The sequence below is a fragment of the Bartonella florencae genome, from assembly GCF_000312525.1.
GTDB lineage: Bacteria > Pseudomonadota > Alphaproteobacteria > Rhizobiales > Rhizobiaceae > Bartonella > Bartonella florencae.
Genome location: NZ_HE997451.1, coordinates 239,072 through 258,161 on the forward strand (window position 1 = coordinate 239,072; position 19,090 = coordinate 258,161).

The following is a 19,090-nucleotide window of genomic DNA, read 5'->3' on the forward strand; positions in this document are numbered from 1 at the left end:
TTTATTCCTTAGTCAGTTCGTTTCTTGAGATTGTGTGTGAAGAGTGAGATACTGTATGCGCAATTCATCAATGGTTTTTTGCATAATCTCAAGACGTTGTTCTGTTGTTTCTTGATACTGTGTCAAAGCGCTTAAAAGATCATGCTGTAGATCGTTTTTGATAAGATCAAGAACCTTATTTAAAGGTGCATGAACTATTCGATTGCTTGCATAAAAAAGGACGCGGATTTGTTCCGCGTCCGCAATATCATCAATAGCGGATAAATGATTGATCATTGGAAAACTCATGTTTTTATAGCATAAACAACCGTTATATTAACAGGGCGTGTTTCTGCCTCACCTGTTGAAGATATGGTTACCCTGTGCGTGTGCGCACCAGCAGATTCTGTTGTCCCCCCGATGACTGCATAATGATAAGAGGGATTTCTTCTACCTATATCATTGGCACTCCATCCAACTCCATTATAGTTAAAGCTATGTGCATGCTTCCCTGCTTCTTCAATGGTGGCAACATGTGTATGCGATTTGAGGCAATCTTGCTGTATATCGGCAAATTTTCTACTTCTGTCTAAACCACGACCATCATCAAAGCCGCGTAAAAACATGCCTCTAAAATCTGGAACTTTAAAGGTTGTATCACTGTCTTTTCCCCATTTATCCCCTATCGCCTTGAATAATTGCGGATAATCTTCGCGTTCATAAGTAGCTCCATCACATAAAAGCCAACCACTTGGCAGTTCTTGCATAGCAAAAGTGGCAATAAACCCTGAAGGGAAGGTTTCTATCTTTGGTGGTGGGGGTGGTGGAATGGGGGTAGGATTTAAAAGATACCAGCCATCATATTCTTTTCTTGATGTATCACTATTATAGACTATTGCATAAATACCGCCTGTTTGTAATTCACCTCCCTCTAATGGTACAATACCCAAGTTCGTGGCTTTATAGAGTGGCTTTGCTCCGATATTATTAACATTGATTGTTGTAGCTCCCACATTTACACCACGCGCCTTAAAACGTAGAATGATATCATTTTTATATTTTGCTATAGGTGAAACCGTCGTTAACGTTATGGTTGTTGTTTTATCTTGTCCATTCACCATAAAGTTTGCATCAAGAGAACCACCATTATCTGCAAGATATTCACGTACACGCTGCATCATGACCCGCGCACTATCATTGACAGAACTGGGGGGTTGTCCTTCTGCCCAATTAATAATGCTATCTGAATGTGCATTTTTATCAGCTATCAACGACCAATCATAAATATCAGACATTATAAGCCCCCGTTCTTCTTAATAGCTCTTCGCGCAATTGCTCTTCTTTTTGCCGCCCATAGGAGCCAACAGATTGCCGCCTAGAGGGATCAATAAGAGCTGTTAAATCTGTCGGGCGCCCCGTCGATTGTGAGAAACCCGCCATGACTGGTTGCTGTAACATTTGTTGCTGTACCATCTGTGCCTGCTGTTTTTGTCGTTCTCCATTCTCTCTCATTAAATGAAGCAAACCAGAAAAGCCCTTTTTAAGAGCACCTGCATCAATACCTTGCCCTTGCAATGGTGTGGTTTCCATAACCCGTCCTGTTAAATTGTCTCCGCTTTCAGGTGCCATCATTCTGTTTGGAAATGGCGTGTCATATGCCATTAATTGGTTGCCTCCTTGATCACCTTGCCCCACTTGATGACCTTGAAGTGTCTTTTGAAGCCTCTCAAACCCACGCAAAGGACCCATCTCGTTTGGTGCTGCTTGTCCATTGCTTTGGTTTTGCTGTATCGTTCTCTTCAAAGCATCTCCCGTTTTATTGTAAAGCCCATAAACATGATTCATAAAATCCCTTGCTGTAGCTTCCATATCGCCACCATTGAGTGTGACTGCTTGGCTCCCTAAAAGATGGCTTGCTGGCATATTTGGATTTTTGATCAGCTTTACAGCCCCTGCTGGTCCTTGTTGATGTGCCAAATAAAGTTCTGCTTCTGATGGCTCTCTGCCTAATGCTGTGGCTAAATAACGCGTATTGTCTTTGGTCAATCGTGCCATAGCATCGGTTGCTTGAAAGGGATCAAACTTGTTATTGAGTTGATAGTGCTTTGCTGTTGAATCGAGAAATTGATACAGCCCCCCTGCACTGCTGTTCTTATTTCTTGCATTTGGATTACCATTACTTTCTATCATAGCGACACGTTCAAGAAAGCTTTCTGGCAAACCATATTTTTGTGCTGCCTGTGAGATGGCATGCTTTACATTGGGATGAAAATTGATCATTAGTTTATAACCGTTCTATCAGCACTGCTATTCAAAAGAATGCCAATAAAATTGAAGAATTTTGTGTGGTCTTCTTTGGTTATTAAGCGTTTCTTTTCTGCTTCATGAAACTTCTTAATTAATTCAACAGCTTTTTCCCTTGCTAACCCAAAATCTCCTTTTTCCCGCGCTGTTATAAGCGCTACAATATCTCTCTCAGTATCTTTATGGACGCTTGAGAATTTGCGTCCAAATTTCCCTAAGAAATTTTTTACAACTGCCTTGATGAAAGCAATTTTTCCTATACCCATAGTCTGTTGTGCCCCCCTTTCTTCCACTTCACCTATATGGTTTGGCAATCGTGCAAAAAGCTTTGTTCTTTCCACTTCTGGTCGCAACACTTTCATAAGCTGTTTTGCTTTATCCTCACCAAAAATATGCTGTAATTTTTCTTGACCATTTTTTGTGTCAAACAAACTCAAAAGACTGTGGTCAAAATTCTGTGCATTACCTGCGGCATCTTCTATTTGTGAGCGCAAACCTTTTTGAAAAGCCTCTTTTTCCATCACCCCCAAATCCGAAAGTTGACTTTTGATTGTATCGAGATTAACGCTCTTCTTCAGCGCTTGCTCTCCCTGCTCGAGGGCATTACCGATAGTACGCTCGTCATAATAAATTTTCCGTGCCTTAATATATTCTGGAGATGATGTATCCAAAACGTCCAGAATGCGTTGTTTGAAATCAGTCAAATCTCGAGCATATCCCCATTTTCCTTTGATACGTGCAGAATTAATTTGATCATCCAAAACCTCTTTCATCTTATGTAAAATTCGCATATTCAGCTTTGGATATCCATTGCTCCCTATAACTGTTGCATCTGCTTCATTTGGCATTTGTGCAATTGCTTTTTTATAGGCTTTTTGGAATGCGGGGGTTTCTTGCAACCGCGATAAATCTTCACGAACAGCATTAGAAATAGGAGAAGCTTTCGCACTCTCATAAAATGGTTCAGCCTTTTTCTGTGCTTGTTTGATAATCTCTTGCTTTAAATTGAGCGTATCTACTTTTGGACCCATCACATCTGTCAACGCATCCTTTACCCGCAGTGCACTCGCATCTTGTCTTTCATTCAAACGATTACTTATGAGTGAATAGGTATCGTGATCTTTTTTTGCTGCCTTAAAAGCTCTCGTAGCAAGACCATCATGAAGATCAATAATCATTGAATCAGGACCACGCTGTTTTAATGCTCTCTCAAGCTTATCAACACCTTCGTCCCCTAAAGTACGACTTACATCTCTAAGCGCTCTATCGCTTATTTGAAATGCCTCTTTTTCTGGCATTTGCGCTGCTTTTGCCGCCATTTCAGCTGGACTTATAGGTCCTCTCAATGCTGCTTTAAGTGATTTTATCATAAAAGGTGTTACTTTTGATACACCACTTGCAACAAATGGCGTTGCAGCACCTAGCCCTGCACCAAATCCAGCAGACACTAAAGTATCTCCAAGCCCCTCCCCCTCACCACTACCCGCTATCCCCCCATAAATGGCTCCGGTTTTTGCTGCACGCCCCAAGCTAAATTTTGCCGCCTCTTTGCTTGCAGCGACTTTCATTGCTGCTTCACCTGCCGCCTTTGCCGCTGTTCGTTCTGCACCCTCTGCTAAAGCAGATTGTGCCGCCCTTTCTCCTGCTGCTAAAGCTTTACTGGTTATTTGTGCTCCTGCAACACCAGCTCTACCTCCCAGCACAACATCAGCTCCAATTGCCGCACGAGCCGCCGTCGCCGCAGTAGCTCCTCCCGCAGGAGGAAAGAGCGCAGAAGCAATTATGGGTGCCGCAGCACCCGTTAAATTCCCAGCAAGAGATAAATAAAAATGATCTCGGTTCGCTGCTCTTTGATAATCACGCCATCGTTTGGTTACTTCATTATACTTTTTGACCGCATCTTTATCTCCCATCCAATAATCAATAGGTCCTGCTTCTAATATTCCCGCTAGTTCATCATCATACCCCATGGTTAACCCGTGAAGAGCTCCCCATCCAAAAGCACCCGCTGCACTTGGATGTGGACCATCTTCTTCTGTTGCACCATTGTTACCTGTAACAGAACCACTTAGCCTTTCCTTATTCTTCGAGAAAAGCTCTTGCAGCTGTTCTGGTGTATAATCACTCACATGCCCTATGACTCTTGTGTTTTTACGATTAATAAGAGGAGGAATTACTTCAGCCATTGGTTTGTTTCTCCTTAATGCGTCCATCACTATCAATAAACAATACACCTTCCGGTAATGCTTCTATCTGTTTTTCTAGTGAATCATTTGACTGTGCATTATTTCTCTTATAAGCATCTTCCCCATAAGCCTCTCGGACAAGTTCGCTTGTTGCCTCTGCACCACCAAAAAGAATTGCGCGCGTTGCTGCATTGGATTTGTTGAAAGTATCAATAACTGTTTTTAAAGATTTCTTCATTTGCTCTGCAGAAAGATCTTGATAGAGTGCTGCTACAGAGTTTTGCAAGGTTTGCAATTCCATATTAGACAAGTTTCCAAAGCCAGATGCGCCATTTGGTGAGAATGCTTTTGCTTTTCTCAAGGCATCAATCCCAATATTCGCCTTTAATGAATCGAGCATATGCCCGAAATCTTTTGCCTTAGAATTAGGAAGGAACGATTCTATAGGACCAGTAAAACCAACAACATGCGGGTGTTCCTCAACAATTTTTAGCAATTCTTTAGATGCCGAGAGTATACGATTTGACCTGTCTGCTGTTTCCAGAATTTGCATTTGTGTTTGTTGGTTTTTACGCTCCTCCTCCTTCTGTTCTTGAATTAATTTATGTTCTGCACCACTGCCTGCAATTGGCACCGCACGTATGCCACCAAGTGCTTTTTCATCCTTAACATACATATAACCTGATTCAGGCTTTGACAGCATGCCATCGGTATTCCCCCCTAATCCAGAAGCAGTGGAACGTTGTCCCCCTTGGACAGGTATAATTTTCCCTGTACTTGTTGAAATTTGGAAAGCCATATCCTCAGGCAATCCCTGCTCTGCCTTTTCTTCTGATGTCAATGTTCTATAGCCTTCTCGAGGGCTTAACGCGCTGCCTATGATTTTCATGGCAAGATCTGGATATTGTGTGAGTGCTTGCGCATCTTCATCGCTATATCCTTTAGAGCGTAAAAATTGCAAAGTTTGTCTATGTTGTGCGCGTTCCTTGTTGCCCTGCCGCATAAGGATAGATGCATTTGAAAAACTTTCTTGTGGTGTTTTTCCTAATGCAAGCCCCGCAAAAAAATCCATTAAATGCTCGGAAAATTCTGATTTTCTAAAACGCTCCCATAAGCTACTTGGGTCTGCATCTTTATGGATAAAATTTCCAACTGCGTTTACATAATCGGTTGCCTGTTCGGGCTTAGCATTTGCTTTTAAATGTTCTTCTTCTTGAATAGGCATATGAAAAAGTTTTTCTTCATTGACAGGGCTGCTCTCCTGCGGATTTTCTACCATAGATCTGTTGTTGATCTCTGTAATATAATCCTTCACATTTTTTTGCTGTCGCCCAGCTTCATCTCCACTAGACTGATCAATGTTCCCAACAAGTGAAGTTTGAGGAATCATTGATGCAACACCTCCCTGCTCTAAAAATTCATACTTTCCTCTCTCTGGCGCCTCTTGTATCTTAACAGTATCCTTTGAAACATCCGGCAAGGGAAGCATTTGGTGTTTTAAATCATCCGTAGACATAATCAATTCTGCTGGCGTTTTTTTCCCAACTTCTCCTCCTGTTTGAGAGCCACGAATAAGCCCACTAAAATCGACTTTTTCTGGCTTATTAAACTCATCGTTCGCATCAAAAGGATTTGTGCTAAAAGCAGCGCGTTCCAAAAAACTGGGCTTGTATCGCCCTTCCAACGGTGTGCTTGGAGGCGTGGAATGTTTTTGAAAAAAATATTTAGGTAACTGAAAAAGACCCTGATGTATTAAAGGACGCAAAACTTTTGGATTCATAAATAGTGATAAAGTATTAAAGCTGTTTTGTTCCATCACTTCACCCTTTCCATTTCAAATCCAAGCTTGCCATAATCAACATGCAAAAATCCTGTGGTATTATGCAAAAAAACAGCTTTAGGATTTGTCTTCAAAACATCTTGTGCCATCACCCCGCGATAGCGCTCTGGGTAGCCCTTATAGTTGTATTCATAGAGTTTATAGCCATTTTTCTGCCCAGCTTCTGTGATGTTTTCCTTTGCCCGTCTATCGCTAAGCCCAGCAAAAGTACCCAGTATGGTTCCAACATTCCCAATAATTTGCCATGGATTAGGTTTTGGTTGCGGAGTAAACAGGGTCTGTTGTCCCGTTTGCATTCCGTAATTTCCAGCAGAAGCTGTACCAGCTGCAAGCAACTTACTTAACTGATCCCAATCAAGATTATTCTGCTGTTCCCATTTTTGTCGCTCTTCGTCTAATTGTTGTTGATGATTGGCATCAAGCAAACCACCCCCAGCCAATGCATTGATATTTGCCTGACCTTGACCTTGAAAGAAGTTATTGGCGCCCGCCAACTGATTTTGATTTGCTTGATCAATGAGACCATTGGCATTCATCATGTTGTTGACATCTTGGTTATATTGCTGTGATAAAGCTTGTGTTGCTATGCCCCCCAATTCATCTGCCAAAACGCCGGTATGTGCACCCGAACCATAACGCCCTGCACCCGCCAATGAACTATTAATAGAGTTTGTTGCCTTGTTTAATGCGTTTTGAAGTGCTTCATTAAAATAAGGATTGTTGCCTATCTGCTGCCCAGAAGCCATGTTTTTTAAATTTTGGCTGGTTGAATTTTGCCCTGTAGCTAATCCATTTAAGTAATTGTTATCATAGTTATGCGTATTATTGGTAAGCCCATTAATCGCATTTTTTGTTTGATCACTTAAAGCTGCTACACGTTCACCATCATAAACGGCTTTTCCACTGCCTTGATTATAAAAATTCATGGCATCTTGAGCTGCACGTTCAAAAATGCCCTTTGCCCATGCAGGCGGGGCATTTGTTTGCGTGGTATTTTGCGTCGTCTGAATTGGTTTTGAACTTTTTCCCATATTAAAGCTGCTTTCTATATTCTAAAAGATTAACAAAATAGCCATGCGATTTAAGGGATTTTTCCCACCCACGCCGACCGATAATGATAAGTTCTTTTGCCCCTTTTTCTTTGTAATACGCTTCAATTTGGGGAATAAGCTTCGTTAAGAGCGCTCCTCCTTTTCCCCCAAGCGTAACAATAACCGCCCGCAAAACTCCAGTGACAAGTTTCTGTAATTCTGTTGTGACATGTGCCACAAAGTTTTCCTGTTCATCCACAATAATCCAGAGAAGCTTATCTCCCTTCAAAATATCATTTAAAATAATCTGTGGCGTATAATCATCAGGGAATTTTTTATGAAAATAAGATATTGATTTTATAACCTTATCCAAATAGGGCGCCATTTGTTCAGCACTCCATTTTTGCGTGTTATAAATTCTAAAATTCATCTTATACCTGCAGGTTTTAGTGTCACATCAAAGCCTGTTATATGAGTCCATGGTGTGCTTTCTGGTATTCTCAGTCGCAAAGCATGATAACGTGCTCGTGAGCGAATATTGTACATCCCGCTGCTATAGCCAGCATAACGTTCTTTTGCCCAATTTAATTGATTTCTATCATCAATGATAAAAGCAGCCCCAACGCTTAAAAGACCATTTGTCGTATCTGCTTGAACAAAAGCCTCACTCATAAGATTAATCTGTCTGCCTGTATCGCCTACAGTTTGTGAAGCAATGACAGCCTCCATAGGAGAACCAGCAAAAAAACCAAACCTATTGTCTTCTGTAAACGCTCCCAACATTGGCGCCCCATTTTGCCACATTTTACTATCAAGAGAAGCGTGTAAATCTTTTAAGCATGCCTGTACTTCGTCTAAGCCTTCTAATGTATAACCTGCCGCAAAGAGGGAAAATAAGAGAAGTGTCTCGCCTTTAATGACGCTCCATATTTGCAGGAGCCAATCATAAACATAGATATTCATCCCCATAATATCGTCATTTATAGAAAAATAAACACGTGAATAGACCGGATCAATACAAGCTTTCATCTCATCAATGGCAAAGTTATTGTAAAGCGTAAAAATAGTTTTATCGACTTTGCCAAAACCAATAGGTAACATCTCACCTGCATTGTTGATTTGATAAAACCCATCATCAGAAACAAAAAAAGTATAGTCACCACGACTTGCAATTGCCGTGCTGCTTTTTGCTCCTATTTTGTCTTTTATTTTTACAAAACTAAATATTATTTTAGACCCTGGAACAAAGGTTGCATGATAAATGGCAGAACGCATAAAAATCAGTGGGTTGGTTGCTTGTGTTGCTCCTTGTATATATTCACCATCTGGAAAATCCTGATAATCGCAACTTTTCTCACCAACCTTCCAATGTGTCGCATCATTGAGACCTGACCAGTGAACACGATTTGGCTTATCTGTTAATTTCATCAAACAGACAAAATCTCCCCAAATACGAACAAGTCCAGCACGCGGGGGATTACCCCTCAAATCGTCAAATCTTTCTGCTGTCTTTAATGCCAGTATTTGCGGTGTGTCATTGTTATTAACGGCAATGATGTAATCGCCAAAGACAGCAAAAGACCAAGGTGCCGTTTCATTGGCATGGTATTGTTCCCCAAGTTTGCTAACATCTTTCCACCCACGCGTGCTGTTATCATATTCGTAAAGTTTTGTTGATGTCCCTACAATAATGCGCACACCACTCAATGACCGTACTGCATAGACCCCTAAAATGACATCCGGAAAAGCTTTTGAAACCGGTGCAACTTTGGGAACTGGAATATAGGAATTGGGTGCAGGTAAAACGTTGACGATCTCACGAGAATAACCGCTATTAATAAATGCAACATCTGGTCTAAATTCAGCAATAGGAATAAAAGTCATCAGAAATCCGTATGTTGAATTTTCAATAAATTCTTGCGCCGTGAAGTTTCGATTTGAAGCGCATCGAGTTGCTCTTGAAACATAGCAAAAGCTGCCGCAGCCATCTGTGGTTCTTTAATAATGTTCGTATAAATTTCATATTTTGCACGTGTTTTGATCAGTTCATAGGCTTCCAAAAACCATATTGAAGCTTCTTGTGCACTTTCAATATCTTTTATTCTGATAGGATCAAGAAGTAGCCTAATAGAATAGATACGGTCTGGAGTTGGATACAAAATAAGCTTCTGTTCAAAATAACTGTATCGCGTGGGCATACCATGATAAGAGTCATCCTCAAGGTTCTCAATCACGAGTGGATCTGTATGCAAAAGCTTTGATTTGCTGTGATTATCCTCATAAATGTAAGCATCAACAATGCGAACAGCAGTCGGAATAATTGGATTTTCATCGGCTCCATAACGACTTTTCCCTTTGAGAGTGTTCAAAACAACTTCACGACTTTCATTAAAATAAAAAGGCAATCGTTCACAAAACCGAATAGCTGAAAATATCGCCTTTTGGACTTGATCAATATATTCATCTGTTTGATCATCTATTTCATCCTGAATATCATTCACCATCTGAATGAAATTTTTGTCATGAGGAACAATGGTCTGTTTGTCTCCAATCGGACCACCTGTCTGTACTATTATCGTCATATTACTTTCTTCCAAATGTCTTGGGGCATCTTGTGTGGGAGGGGGGGACGCAAGCAATACGCCCCCTTGCGCCTTTAACGATTGGTGTAAAACTCAACAATCACCTCAGCATCACCTTTGGTGCTTTTCTTGTCTCGTGTCATATAAATTGTATTTTCAGCTTCTAATGGAACATCCCGTATCTCCATAGGGAGGTAAAGATTGCCATCGGTAGATTGCGTAAGACCCACATCTCCATAATCATTACCATGAGGCTCTTTTCCAAATGTAGCTGTTACATCTTCAAAATCCTCCATAGTATAAGCTGTAATGCTTTTTATAAAAGCCCCTCGGGGGAGAACACCAATTTTCGTTATCAACCCTTGATCTGTACATTTAATACGCGAGCGTAAAAAACTAACCTGCTGCGTACAATTGTTGCGTCCTTGTAAAATAGGTGGCAATCCCTCATCGGTCATGCCAATAGTCTCAACAGGTTCAACAGTTTCATCAGGTTGCTGTGTAATTAGCGATTTTTCTGCCATAATTGTCATCCTTTAATAATTTAGCTTGCTTCGGCAAAAGAAGGGATAACAATCGTGCCAAAATCTTGTCCCCCTTGATCAGAGTGCGGCAAGGTATAGCGTGACTTTTTCATACCGATAATGGTCTTTGCAGCCAAACCAAATTCACGTTGATAATCAAACAATTCTTCAACAAGTTTATAGCGTGTTCCCCCTTTTCCATTTCCTCCTGTTTCTCCATTGCCAACGCGCCCATAAGCCATGATGATACTTTGCGCACCAAGCAAAACAGCACGACGAACAGAGGGAACAGGCTCCCCTGTCTTTGAATTAACACCATTGGGGACATGTTCAGCTTCACGCAAAATGACACCGTTATACATCCCCAAAGAACCATTAAAAATTGGGTTCTTAGCTCCAGAGCCATCATAAGCTGCCTTGGTAATGTCTAACCATTGCCCGCTCTTGGTATTGGTACGCAATTGGGTTACTTGTGTTGGGTGGAGATACATCACATAAGCCGATTTTCCATCAACACGAACCGGACGCAAACGTGGATTTGCAAGTTTTGCGCGTTCAACAGCTTTATCTATAAGATCTAAGGTAAAAACATCCTCTTTTGTAAGCTCTTCATCTGTTTTTTTCTTATTGGCACGAATAACACGCAATTTGCTTGGTTCTAAGGGTGCATTAAAGCCATAATGCACCGGTTTAAGCGTTATGGTGCGTCCTTCAAAGTGAATCCATGGTGCGCTATAACCTGCTGCCTGAATGAAGAACATTAAGCTTAAACGGTCTGCATACCAATCAACCAACCCATCTTTTGCTTCCTTACGCAAATTAAAGGGAACACGTTGTTGATCAATAGAGCCTTCATATTTGATGCGCACAGCATGAGTAAGCTCGTTGATGAGCACCTTTTCATTCATAAATTGGAGGGCTTCTTCATTGCCTTCCAGCGTTTGTCCTTCGCTAACGCCATCCCCCATAAGTTGGACGCGTAATCCACTCGTAACGGAGTCACCAGCGGATTTCCCTAACACATCCAACACTTGGATAATGCTGTTTTTGCTCTCCCCCATCAGCGGTGCAATGGGCAACGCTTTTGAGGTCTCTGTGTTTAGCATCTTAGCCCAAACGCCAACGGCTAATGGGTCATTGAGCTTTACTTCTGTTACTGCCATTTCAATCAATGCCTTTCTTGGTTTTAAAACTCGCCTTGCGGCTCCCCCAAACGATAACAATCACTTGGTTCTCTCTGTCGCGCCATTGCGCACATCTTCATGCTCTACTCATAATTTGTTCAAATTTTTTGGGATTTTTCTCAACCCATGCTGCAAATTCTGCTTCCGGCATGGAAAAAAGCGTTCTCACATCCATACCGCCTGTTGGAACTTGCCCACCTCGTGCTGTGAGTGTTCGCGCTGCTTGAGAGCGCTCTTGAAGGGCTCCTACTTCGTCCTTAACTGGCGTTCCACTATAGCCAAAAGCTTTTGCTTTTTGCACCAAAACCTCAATTGGATTTATACCGGCTTTCTGACACTGCTGGCATATTTGGCGCAATTCAGCACCAATTTGCTGTTGCCGTGCTACAGGGTCTTTCCATTGCGGATAAAGGCTTGCTTGCGCTTGTAGAACATTGTCTGCTCTTTCATAGAGATAGTCCGTGATACTATCTAAATCTGGATATTTATCTTGTACCTGCGCTTTGGCTTGCTCAAAATAATCCCCTAACTTTTGGCGTTCATATTCCTCTTGACTCATGCGCTCTTGGCTCTCTCTCATATGAGAAAACTCATCAAGCAATTTCTGTTGTTCCTGTACCTTATGACTAAGCCATGCAACATGTGCTTTTGGGTCGTCTTCTAGAGAGGGAACATTTTCATCACGGTGGCGCGTGATTTCTTCTTGCATTGCAGCATATTTTTGCGCAAGTTCAATAGCCAATTCACGCGCTTCAATGGCGCTTTGTTCTGCCTTTTGGCGTGCTTGCCGCTCTTGCTCTAATTTATCAGATTCTATTGCATCAGAACTTGGCTGCTCCTGAAGAGCTTCTACAGGTGGCTGTTCAGAACTTTCCTCTGATTCAAACACCTCTTCAACTTGCTCTGGCTCAATCAATTCAACAGCATTATCACTGGCAAAATGTTCATCATAGATTGCTTGCTCTTCAGGTGTAAACTCTTCTTCCATATTCTCTTTTGCTCCTTTAGTAGATTCGCGCTCTTTCGGTTGTTGCTCGATACTGTTCCAACTGCGCTCGATACGCCTTTCGCTCTAGGTCACGCTGCGCTATCTCATTCTTCTCTTTTTCTAGTTCAAGCTGCATGCGCGCTTGTTCTTGTTTCAAGAAAAGCTCAATATTTTTCTGCTGCAACGCTGCTTGTTTTTGTTGCGCATCGAGTTGATAGAGTGTTCCCTTTGCTTGTGCTTCCTGTTGTAAAGCGGCAATCTTTGCTTGTTGCTCTGGCGTTAATTGTGCTCCTTGGCTTTGTTGCATCATCTGCTGTTGCTGTTGTTCTTGTTGTGCTTGCTGCGCCTTTGCCGTTAAACTTGCCACCAATGTTGCCGGTAGTGGTGAAAGCTTTAAAAGATCTGGAATCATCTCTGGTGTTAAGAAACCACCAAGCAACGGCAACATTTGTGTAATCGCCGCAAAAGTTCTTTCTTTTTCATTGGGGCTTGTCGGTGAATCATCAACAATAATGTCGTATTCAAGCGTCGTTACAGCTTCACGTGTTAAGGGCACATACTGCGCATTTTCTGATCCAGAAATCCGTACCAAACGCCCATCAGAGAGATAATTCTGGATGAGATAAAGGATAATCTTTCCCTGTCGGCACCGATAAAGCTTAAGATTATCAAACAGCCCCGCAAGCAAATTAAGCGTTGATTGCCGGCGTGTATTTTCCAGCACATTGGCTTGATTAACCTCTCTTGTGCCAATAAACTCTGCCGATAATCCTGTGACATGCGTTATCGCTTCACGCGATTCATTAAACAACTGAAAGAAGCCTTGAGGAAATTGTGCACTTGGCTTTGGCTGGATTTTTCCTCCTGTAAGCGCCCCGTTTTTAACCCAAGTAATCGTATCGGTTCGTGCCCAATTTTCTAGGGCTTGGCGCTCATCATCAAACGCACCTCGTTCTGCCATCAAGCCACCTTTGGCTTGACTATTCAAAATATACATGACCTGACTAAAATATTTATTCGACCATTTTTGTGGATCTTTTGCGGGGCGAACAATCCCGTAAAACTGGTTCTTAAGTTTATCCAACGTGCCTGTGATACATTCCCAACCAAGCTGCCCATCAGGTGCTAACGGTTTATCGGGCTTTGCCAAAAGACGCCGTCCTAGAAAAGCGCGTCTTACCACTTTTTTATGAAAAGACACTCCTTGTAGTTGTGGTACAACCCTTTGAAGCTGTTCGAACTCTTGTGTGCTATAACTGCGCATCTGTCCCGTTTGAAGATCAGGCGCCTTGAAATAAGCTTCGTATTCAAACCAACGACATTCAACAAGTGTAACATACCGTTTTCCAGAAAGTGACTCTGATGATGAAGCAGTATTGGAATCCTCATGATAGGCATCAAGTGATACATGATACTCCTCACAAGCGGTTGTACTATCGATTGCCCAATCGGCATGAAGATCTTCAACTGCCACATCAGGAAAAAGATTTTTTGCATCTTCAATGGGTTTACGATCAACATACCACAGACGCTGCGCATCAATGAGATTGGGTCGCACAGCATTGGCATCCCATACCATTTTTAAGGGATCTAAACGCTGGACAGCGGGGGTTCCTTCAGGATCTGTTTCATAATCAAGTCTGGTATCTGTCCAGCCCATGCCACAAATGACCATATCCTGAAAAGCATCGGAATCGGCATATTCCGCCTCTGCCTCATCACGAAACCATTCTGCTGCTCCAGTAAGCAATTCATTGGATATTGCGGCTCCTACTTGCCGTGGTTGAAACTGCACTTCACGCTTGTTATTACGCTCTGCCCCAACAATTGCATTCACAAGGGGTGCAATGCGGTTAAAAGTCATGACGGGGCGCCGCTGCGCCTTTAAAACCGCAAGATCTTCCTCTGCCCATTGACGACCATTATAAAAATTAAAATCTTCACGCGCCTGTTCACGCCATTCATTAACGTGTTCAATATCTTCAACATACCAAGATTTTAAGCGCCTATAGAGTTCATATTCATCAAAATCTGTCGTTTGTTTAGAGTTATGACTTAGAATGCCATCCATGATGCCGCTTCTCTTTCCATAGTGCGATAACGTTCTTGTTGCGGTTTAATACGTGGTGCTTCATAAACAATGCACATCAGCCCAAAAGCATCTGCCCCATGACTGGACCAATCATGCTCTGCACCCAAACCAATGCCGCGCTTCTCATCCCATTTCTCGTGATACCAGCTCAGTGCCTTACGACCCGCTACCGTCGTCTCCTCATTGAACCAAACTGAAGGCAAGATACGGCGCACTGCCTCTATCCGCATTTTGACTGCACCAGCCCCTTGATTGGGAATGACTTGCGTTTCAAAACCCGCATCATTAAGAGCACTCTCAAAACTCACATTGTGCACACGATCTCTGGTTGCACCATCATGGGGGAGAACCATCAGTGCCTTCTCATAACCATTTTGACGCAACCAACCGATATGTTCTGATAAAGGCTGTCCCTGTGCCTCGTAATAATCTAGCACTCTGATCTCTCTGCCAACAAATTGTGCTATCCAAATAGCCGTTGCATCTGCCTTAGCGCCCGTGCCCCCAATATCCCAAAAGGCGCGTATCTGCATTAAAGGGTCACGTGCAACACGCCCTATCCGCCCCTCTTGCTCGGCTTCCAACATCTCTTTTTGAAAGTAAGCACCTTGAACCGCTGTAAGATAAGCACCCTCCCATATATGCTTATAGGTCTCTGGACGATTTCTCAGATCATCAAGCCGTGCTTCATTCAAGATCTTGGGAAACTTCGGATTATCGGACCAATTGATCTCAACACGCTTAATCGCTTCATTGTCTGAAAAGCGAAACCGCCTTTCAACCGGTGCATTATCGCGCAACGGGTTCCATGTTACCCATAATTCTGCACGCCACCCCTCTCCTTCTTCACGCAATGTCGGTATAAGTGTCTGCCAAGCTGTCTCTGTCACGGGCTCTGCCTCATCAACCCAACAGAGCAAAATACGCCCCATGGATTTGATACTCGCTATATTACGGTCTAGTCCACAAAACTGAAAGGCTATACGACCATCATTTGACTTAATCGAAGCCTCTCCAACTTTGTAATAATCTTTTAAAAAGTCATGGGCTTCAATAGCGCGCTTAATCTCCTCCAATGAACTTTCTGCGAGCGAATTTTGGAACTGACGCGCACAAAGGATAGTCCCTGATATTCCCCCCATACCAAATTGATAGCCCTTTAAAGCAGCCATCAAAGCAAAGGACCTTGTCTTTCCAGACCCTCGTCCACCCCAAGCCGCTCTGACCAAAGCATCCCCTGCAAAAAGTGGAATAAGCTTTGGTACAATCTTAATCTGTCTTGTCGTCATTCATTGTTAAAGGCGCTATTTCCACACGCCCTATGATCTTAATTGCACCCCCATCTTCCCCTGTCACTTGCAAAGGCAAGATCTTACCAAGCAACGCTAAATAAGCGGCTGGGCATTTGAGTGCTTGTTTTTCCAAATAAGAGACTAATCCCTCATTGCCATACTTATTACCTGCCAATTCAGCAGCTTTAATGATTGCCTCTTTAAGAAGACGTGTATTCTTATTCGGTACCCCTTTGACACGCCCTTGCCCTGCTTTCGGTGGCATTCTTTTTGGTTGCGAAGTCAACTCTGTATTTTCTGCTGTCATCCAATATTTTCTCCAGATAACAAAAAACCCCGCAAACGCAGGGCTCTAAACAATCATATCATTATAAAAGGGGGTTAACGAGAAACGATCTACTGTAATTTTGGACGCAATTCGACCAGTACAGCGCCGCTATAAAACACCATTATTCACGCCATGTCAACAAAAAAATCACGATATTGTGTATTTTTTATTTTCTTGCCTAAATCTAGTATCTTTAATAGCCCAAAACGCGTAATTGCCTCATCTAAACGAATCAATTACAAAACTGAGAACTGCTAAAAAGGGGGAGGAACAGTGCGCGACATTGTCATAGTAATAGTGGGTATACTCATACTATGGGCTATAATCTCCGATATGTGGGAAGAAGCAGAAAATGGTCGGAATACAGAACTCCAAGGTACTCTTTTATTGGTCATAGTACTCGGTGTGCTTTGGTATCTTGAATTTTCAAGAAACTTTTTATTGGTAGTAGCAATTTTGTTGTTTGCTTGGAGAAATTACCTAGGAATAATAGCAAATTTCGAACATGATCGCTTAATTGAAAATTATCAGACAGCGTCTGATTGGAAGGATCAAAGAATTAATGAACTTCAAGCGGTTGAAGAGGAAATAATTAATGAGGAATTGTCCAAGATAATAATAAAAGCTTTGGCAACAACAGAAACAAATAATGATGATGAAGAAACAGAATAAATCTGGTTGAGAAAAAATAAATTAAAGTTTCAATACTGTGACTTATAATTAATAAAAAGGGGAAAAAATGTGGTTTATTATAGGAATTGTAATCCTTATCTTAATAATCCCAATATTAATTGATATTATTATATTATTAATTTGCGGTATTGGATTATTGCTAAAGGGCATATTTGAAATTCTAATCACCATACTAAGTATAGTAGGAAACGTACTATTAACAATAATATCACCAACAGTAGAAACTATTAACTATGCCTTTGCAAAGGATAAAAGCGAATGGAATGAAATAATTGAAAAGCGAGAAGAATTTAAAAAACATAGAGCGATTAAGAAAAAAAGCGGAGAAAAAACAAGAGATTATTACTTTCGCTTTGCCAAACGCAGCTTATTTTTACTCTTGCGCTTAGTGGGATTATCCTATTTCGCAGCAGCAGCAACTTTAATAATTATTTTGTCTACATTGTATATAATTGCCACATGTTTTCCCCACTCCTTTGCGCCTTATTTGATAGGAATAATTATTTTGGTGCTTACTCTTCCTCTTACAGTCTGTATAGCACCAATCCAAGATAGAATCCAATTGCTACCGAATTTGTTCTTACTACATGTATTAATTCTTTGGATTCAGTTTTGCAAAATCATATCTATGGAAACTGTGTTTTGTATCGCATGCTTTGAAATGTTTGTATATATATTATGTAGCTTTTTTCACGCAGTATTTATAGCAGAATTATTAGAACAACAATCAACACCTTTTGAAACATTATAGCAGCTAAATTATTCAAACGTGTTTCAAGATCGCTAGGCAACCGAATAGATATCGTCATAACGCAATTCTCTTTTCCCCTCTTCATTACAAGAGCTCTCTGCCAACAGGCTTAGCATCCAACCATTCCATATCCTCATCTGCTAAATCATCTGAAGGATTACTTTGTGCTAACAATTCTTCAAGAGTATCATTTGGCGATACCTGTGGCTTTACAATTAAGCATCCATTGTCAACAGCCAAACCCACTTGCGTGTTTTCAGAAAGATGAAGAACATCAAGCAATGTGGGCGGTATAGAGAGCATAACTAACCCTCTAACTTTACGTAATTTTGTTATATACATAAAATGCTCTCTCCAGAATTTATCCTTCAATAACTTTCCATATTATATAGAAAAAGAACCATAAAACATTTACCATTTCTTTTTTTGGTCAAAATATTTCTGGAGAGCATTTAGAGCGACCCGCAAAGAATTCACAAAATGTGGCAATTTTTGATCTTCTACAACAAGATATTGTAAAGCAGCACGAAGGTTATACTGTCTATAGAGATGTTGTGTTTCTTTTATCGCCTCTTGCATATTAGAAAACTTCTCTGTTGCAAATTCAACCCATTTTTCTCTTGCTGTCTCATCAGAAGATGATGGCATTTCATCATAAACAGCGCTTGGTAAACCTTTTGCACACAAATAGTCATTTTTTACTTCAAGATATTTTTGCGCAGCATCATACTGGTCTTGAGTAAGCACGCCTTGCAAACACAGCCGCCCAACATAAGTACCAGCAAGCGGATTTTTAGCCTCTTCAATCGTCAAACCAAAGCGTTTAGCACGCATTTCAATTGCCAATTGATTAACAGGATCTTGACGTACTGTTACTTGTGAAATGTAAGCATCTTGCTTTCTCATACATCCCCTCATCTATGGAAACTCACATTTTTTTCTTTTTGCTATATCTTTAAATCAAAACGGCATGCTGTCATGAGCAGATATGCCATAATCATCAGCACCTGAAGCGATAGCATAACTTTGAGAAGTGATAGATGAAGGAGTGGATTGCTCTTTTTTTGCATCAAGTAATTTTGCATCAAGTAACTGCAATTCACCTTTATATTGCGGCAAGACAATTTCTGTTGTGTAACGGTCAATACCGTTTTTATCTTGCCATTTACGGGTTTGTAATTTGCCTTCTACATAAACTTTTGAACCTTTGTTTAAGTATTGAAGAGCAATTTTTGCCAAATGTGGATTAAAAACCACCACGGAATGCCATTCTGTTTTTTCTACTTTTTGGTGCGTGTTTTTATCTGTATAGCTTT

The 19,090-nt window shown here is 41.3% G+C and carries 20 protein-coding genes; 2 read left to right on the forward strand and 18 right to left on the reverse strand.

What is annotated here, in order from left to right; all coding sequences use genetic code 11:
- Positions 1 to 12: 12 nt before the first annotated feature.
- The 15 genes from BN202_RS01105 to BN202_RS01175 form a co-directional block, all read right to left on the reverse strand.
- The gene (locus tag BN202_RS01105) at positions 13 to 276 is read right to left on the reverse strand and encodes a hypothetical protein (protein ID WP_034986877.1); all 264 of its coding nucleotides are present in this window, start codon (positions 274 to 276) and stop codon (positions 13 to 15) included.
- Positions 277 to 284: 8 nt separating this feature from the next.
- A complete protein-coding gene (locus BN202_RS01110) occupies positions 285 to 1,274 on the reverse strand; it encodes a phage tail protein (RefSeq protein ID WP_019218673.1) in 990 nt (329 codons plus the stop codon).
- Complete coding sequence (locus tag BN202_RS01115) at positions 1,267 to 2,259, reverse strand: transglycosylase SLT domain-containing protein (RefSeq protein ID WP_019218674.1); 993 nt, start codon at positions 2,257 to 2,259, stop codon at positions 1,267 to 1,269. Before BN202_RS01115 ends, BN202_RS01110 begins: the two co-directional genes overlap by 8 nt.
- Positions 2,259 to 4,469, reverse strand: coding sequence for a hypothetical protein (locus tag BN202_RS01120; RefSeq protein ID WP_019218675.1), 2,211 nt, complete (start codon positions 4,467 to 4,469; stop codon positions 2,259 to 2,261). Before BN202_RS01120 ends, BN202_RS01115 begins: the two co-directional genes overlap by 1 nt.
- Entirely contained in the window at positions 4,462 to 6,285 is a 1,824-nt protein-coding gene (locus tag BN202_RS01125; RefSeq protein WP_019218676.1) for a hypothetical protein, read from the reverse strand. Before BN202_RS01125 ends, BN202_RS01120 begins: the two co-directional genes overlap by 8 nt.
- Entirely contained in the window at positions 6,285 to 7,340 is a 1,056-nt protein-coding gene (locus tag BN202_RS01130; protein ID WP_019218677.1) for a tail fiber domain-containing protein, read from the reverse strand. Before BN202_RS01130 ends, BN202_RS01125 begins: the two co-directional genes overlap by 1 nt.
- A gap of 1 nt (position 7,341) precedes the next feature.
- Positions 7,342 to 7,725 carry a hypothetical protein gene (locus BN202_RS01135; protein ID WP_034986882.1) on the reverse strand — a complete coding sequence of 128 codons (384 nt, stop codon included), beginning with the start codon at positions 7,723 to 7,725 and terminating at the stop codon, positions 7,342 to 7,344.
- Positions 7,726 to 7,766: 41 nt separating this feature from the next.
- Complete coding sequence (locus tag BN202_RS01140) at positions 7,767 to 9,224, reverse strand: hypothetical protein (RefSeq protein WP_019218679.1); 1,458 nt, start codon at positions 9,222 to 9,224, stop codon at positions 7,767 to 7,769.
- Positions 9,224 to 9,922, reverse strand: coding sequence for a phage adaptor protein (locus BN202_RS01145; protein ID WP_034987041.1), 699 nt, complete (start codon positions 9,920 to 9,922; stop codon positions 9,224 to 9,226). Before BN202_RS01145 ends, BN202_RS01140 begins: the two co-directional genes overlap by 1 nt.
- A 74-nt stretch (positions 9,923 to 9,996) precedes the next feature.
- Entirely contained in the window at positions 9,997 to 10,446 is a 450-nt protein-coding gene (locus BN202_RS01150; protein WP_019218681.1) for a hypothetical protein, read from the reverse strand.
- A 20-nt stretch (positions 10,447 to 10,466) separates the two neighbouring features.
- Positions 10,467 to 11,609, reverse strand: a complete 1,143-nt coding sequence (locus BN202_RS01155) for a N4-gp56 family major capsid protein (protein WP_019218682.1) — start codon at positions 11,607 to 11,609, stop codon at positions 10,467 to 10,469.
- Positions 11,610 to 11,706: 97 nt separating this feature from the next.
- On the reverse strand, positions 11,707 to 12,618 hold the full coding sequence (locus BN202_RS01160; protein ID WP_019218683.1) for a hypothetical protein: 912 nt from the start codon (positions 12,616 to 12,618) through the stop codon (positions 11,707 to 11,709).
- 16 nt (positions 12,619 to 12,634) lie between these two features.
- Positions 12,635 to 14,689: a portal protein gene (locus tag BN202_RS01165; RefSeq protein WP_019218684.1), complete on the reverse strand. Its 2,055-nt coding sequence runs from the start codon at positions 14,687 to 14,689 to the stop codon at positions 12,635 to 12,637.
- Positions 14,674 to 15,999, reverse strand: a complete 1,326-nt coding sequence (locus BN202_RS01170) for a PBSX family phage terminase large subunit (RefSeq protein WP_019218685.1) — start codon at positions 15,997 to 15,999, stop codon at positions 14,674 to 14,676. The genes BN202_RS01165 and BN202_RS01170 overlap by 16 nt, the downstream gene beginning before the upstream one ends.
- Positions 15,980 to 16,309: a hypothetical protein gene (locus BN202_RS01175; protein WP_019218686.1), complete on the reverse strand. Its 330-nt coding sequence runs from the start codon at positions 16,307 to 16,309 to the stop codon at positions 15,980 to 15,982. The genes BN202_RS01170 and BN202_RS01175 overlap by 20 nt, the downstream gene beginning before the upstream one ends.
- Before the next feature lie 294 nt (positions 16,310 to 16,603).
- On the opposite strand from BN202_RS01175, the gene BN202_RS01180 reads away from it, so the two are divergent.
- On the forward strand, positions 16,604 to 17,002 hold the full coding sequence (locus BN202_RS01180) for a hypothetical protein (protein WP_019218687.1): 399 nt from the start codon (positions 16,604 to 16,606) through the stop codon (positions 17,000 to 17,002).
- A 67-nt stretch (positions 17,003 to 17,069) separates the two neighbouring features.
- Positions 17,070 to 17,774: a hypothetical protein gene (locus BN202_RS01185; protein ID WP_019218688.1), complete on the forward strand. Its 705-nt coding sequence runs from the start codon at positions 17,070 to 17,072 to the stop codon at positions 17,772 to 17,774.
- 84 nt (positions 17,775 to 17,858) lie between these two features.
- Here the strand turns inward: BN202_RS01185 and BN202_RS01190 are convergent, their stop codons facing one another.
- The 3 genes from BN202_RS01190 to ssb form a co-directional block, all read right to left on the reverse strand.
- On the reverse strand, positions 17,859 to 18,116 hold the full coding sequence (locus tag BN202_RS01190; protein ID WP_019218689.1) for an AbrB/MazE/SpoVT family DNA-binding domain-containing protein: 258 nt from the start codon (positions 18,114 to 18,116) through the stop codon (positions 17,859 to 17,861).
- Positions 18,117 to 18,185: 69 nt separating this feature from the next.
- On the reverse strand, positions 18,186 to 18,680 hold the full coding sequence (locus tag BN202_RS01195; protein WP_019218690.1) for a hypothetical protein: 495 nt from the start codon (positions 18,678 to 18,680) through the stop codon (positions 18,186 to 18,188).
- 54 nt (positions 18,681 to 18,734) lie between these two features.
- A partial coding sequence (gene ssb / locus BN202_RS01200) for a single-stranded DNA-binding protein (protein WP_019218691.1) occupies positions 18,735 to 19,090 on the reverse strand: 356 nt, incomplete at its 5' end.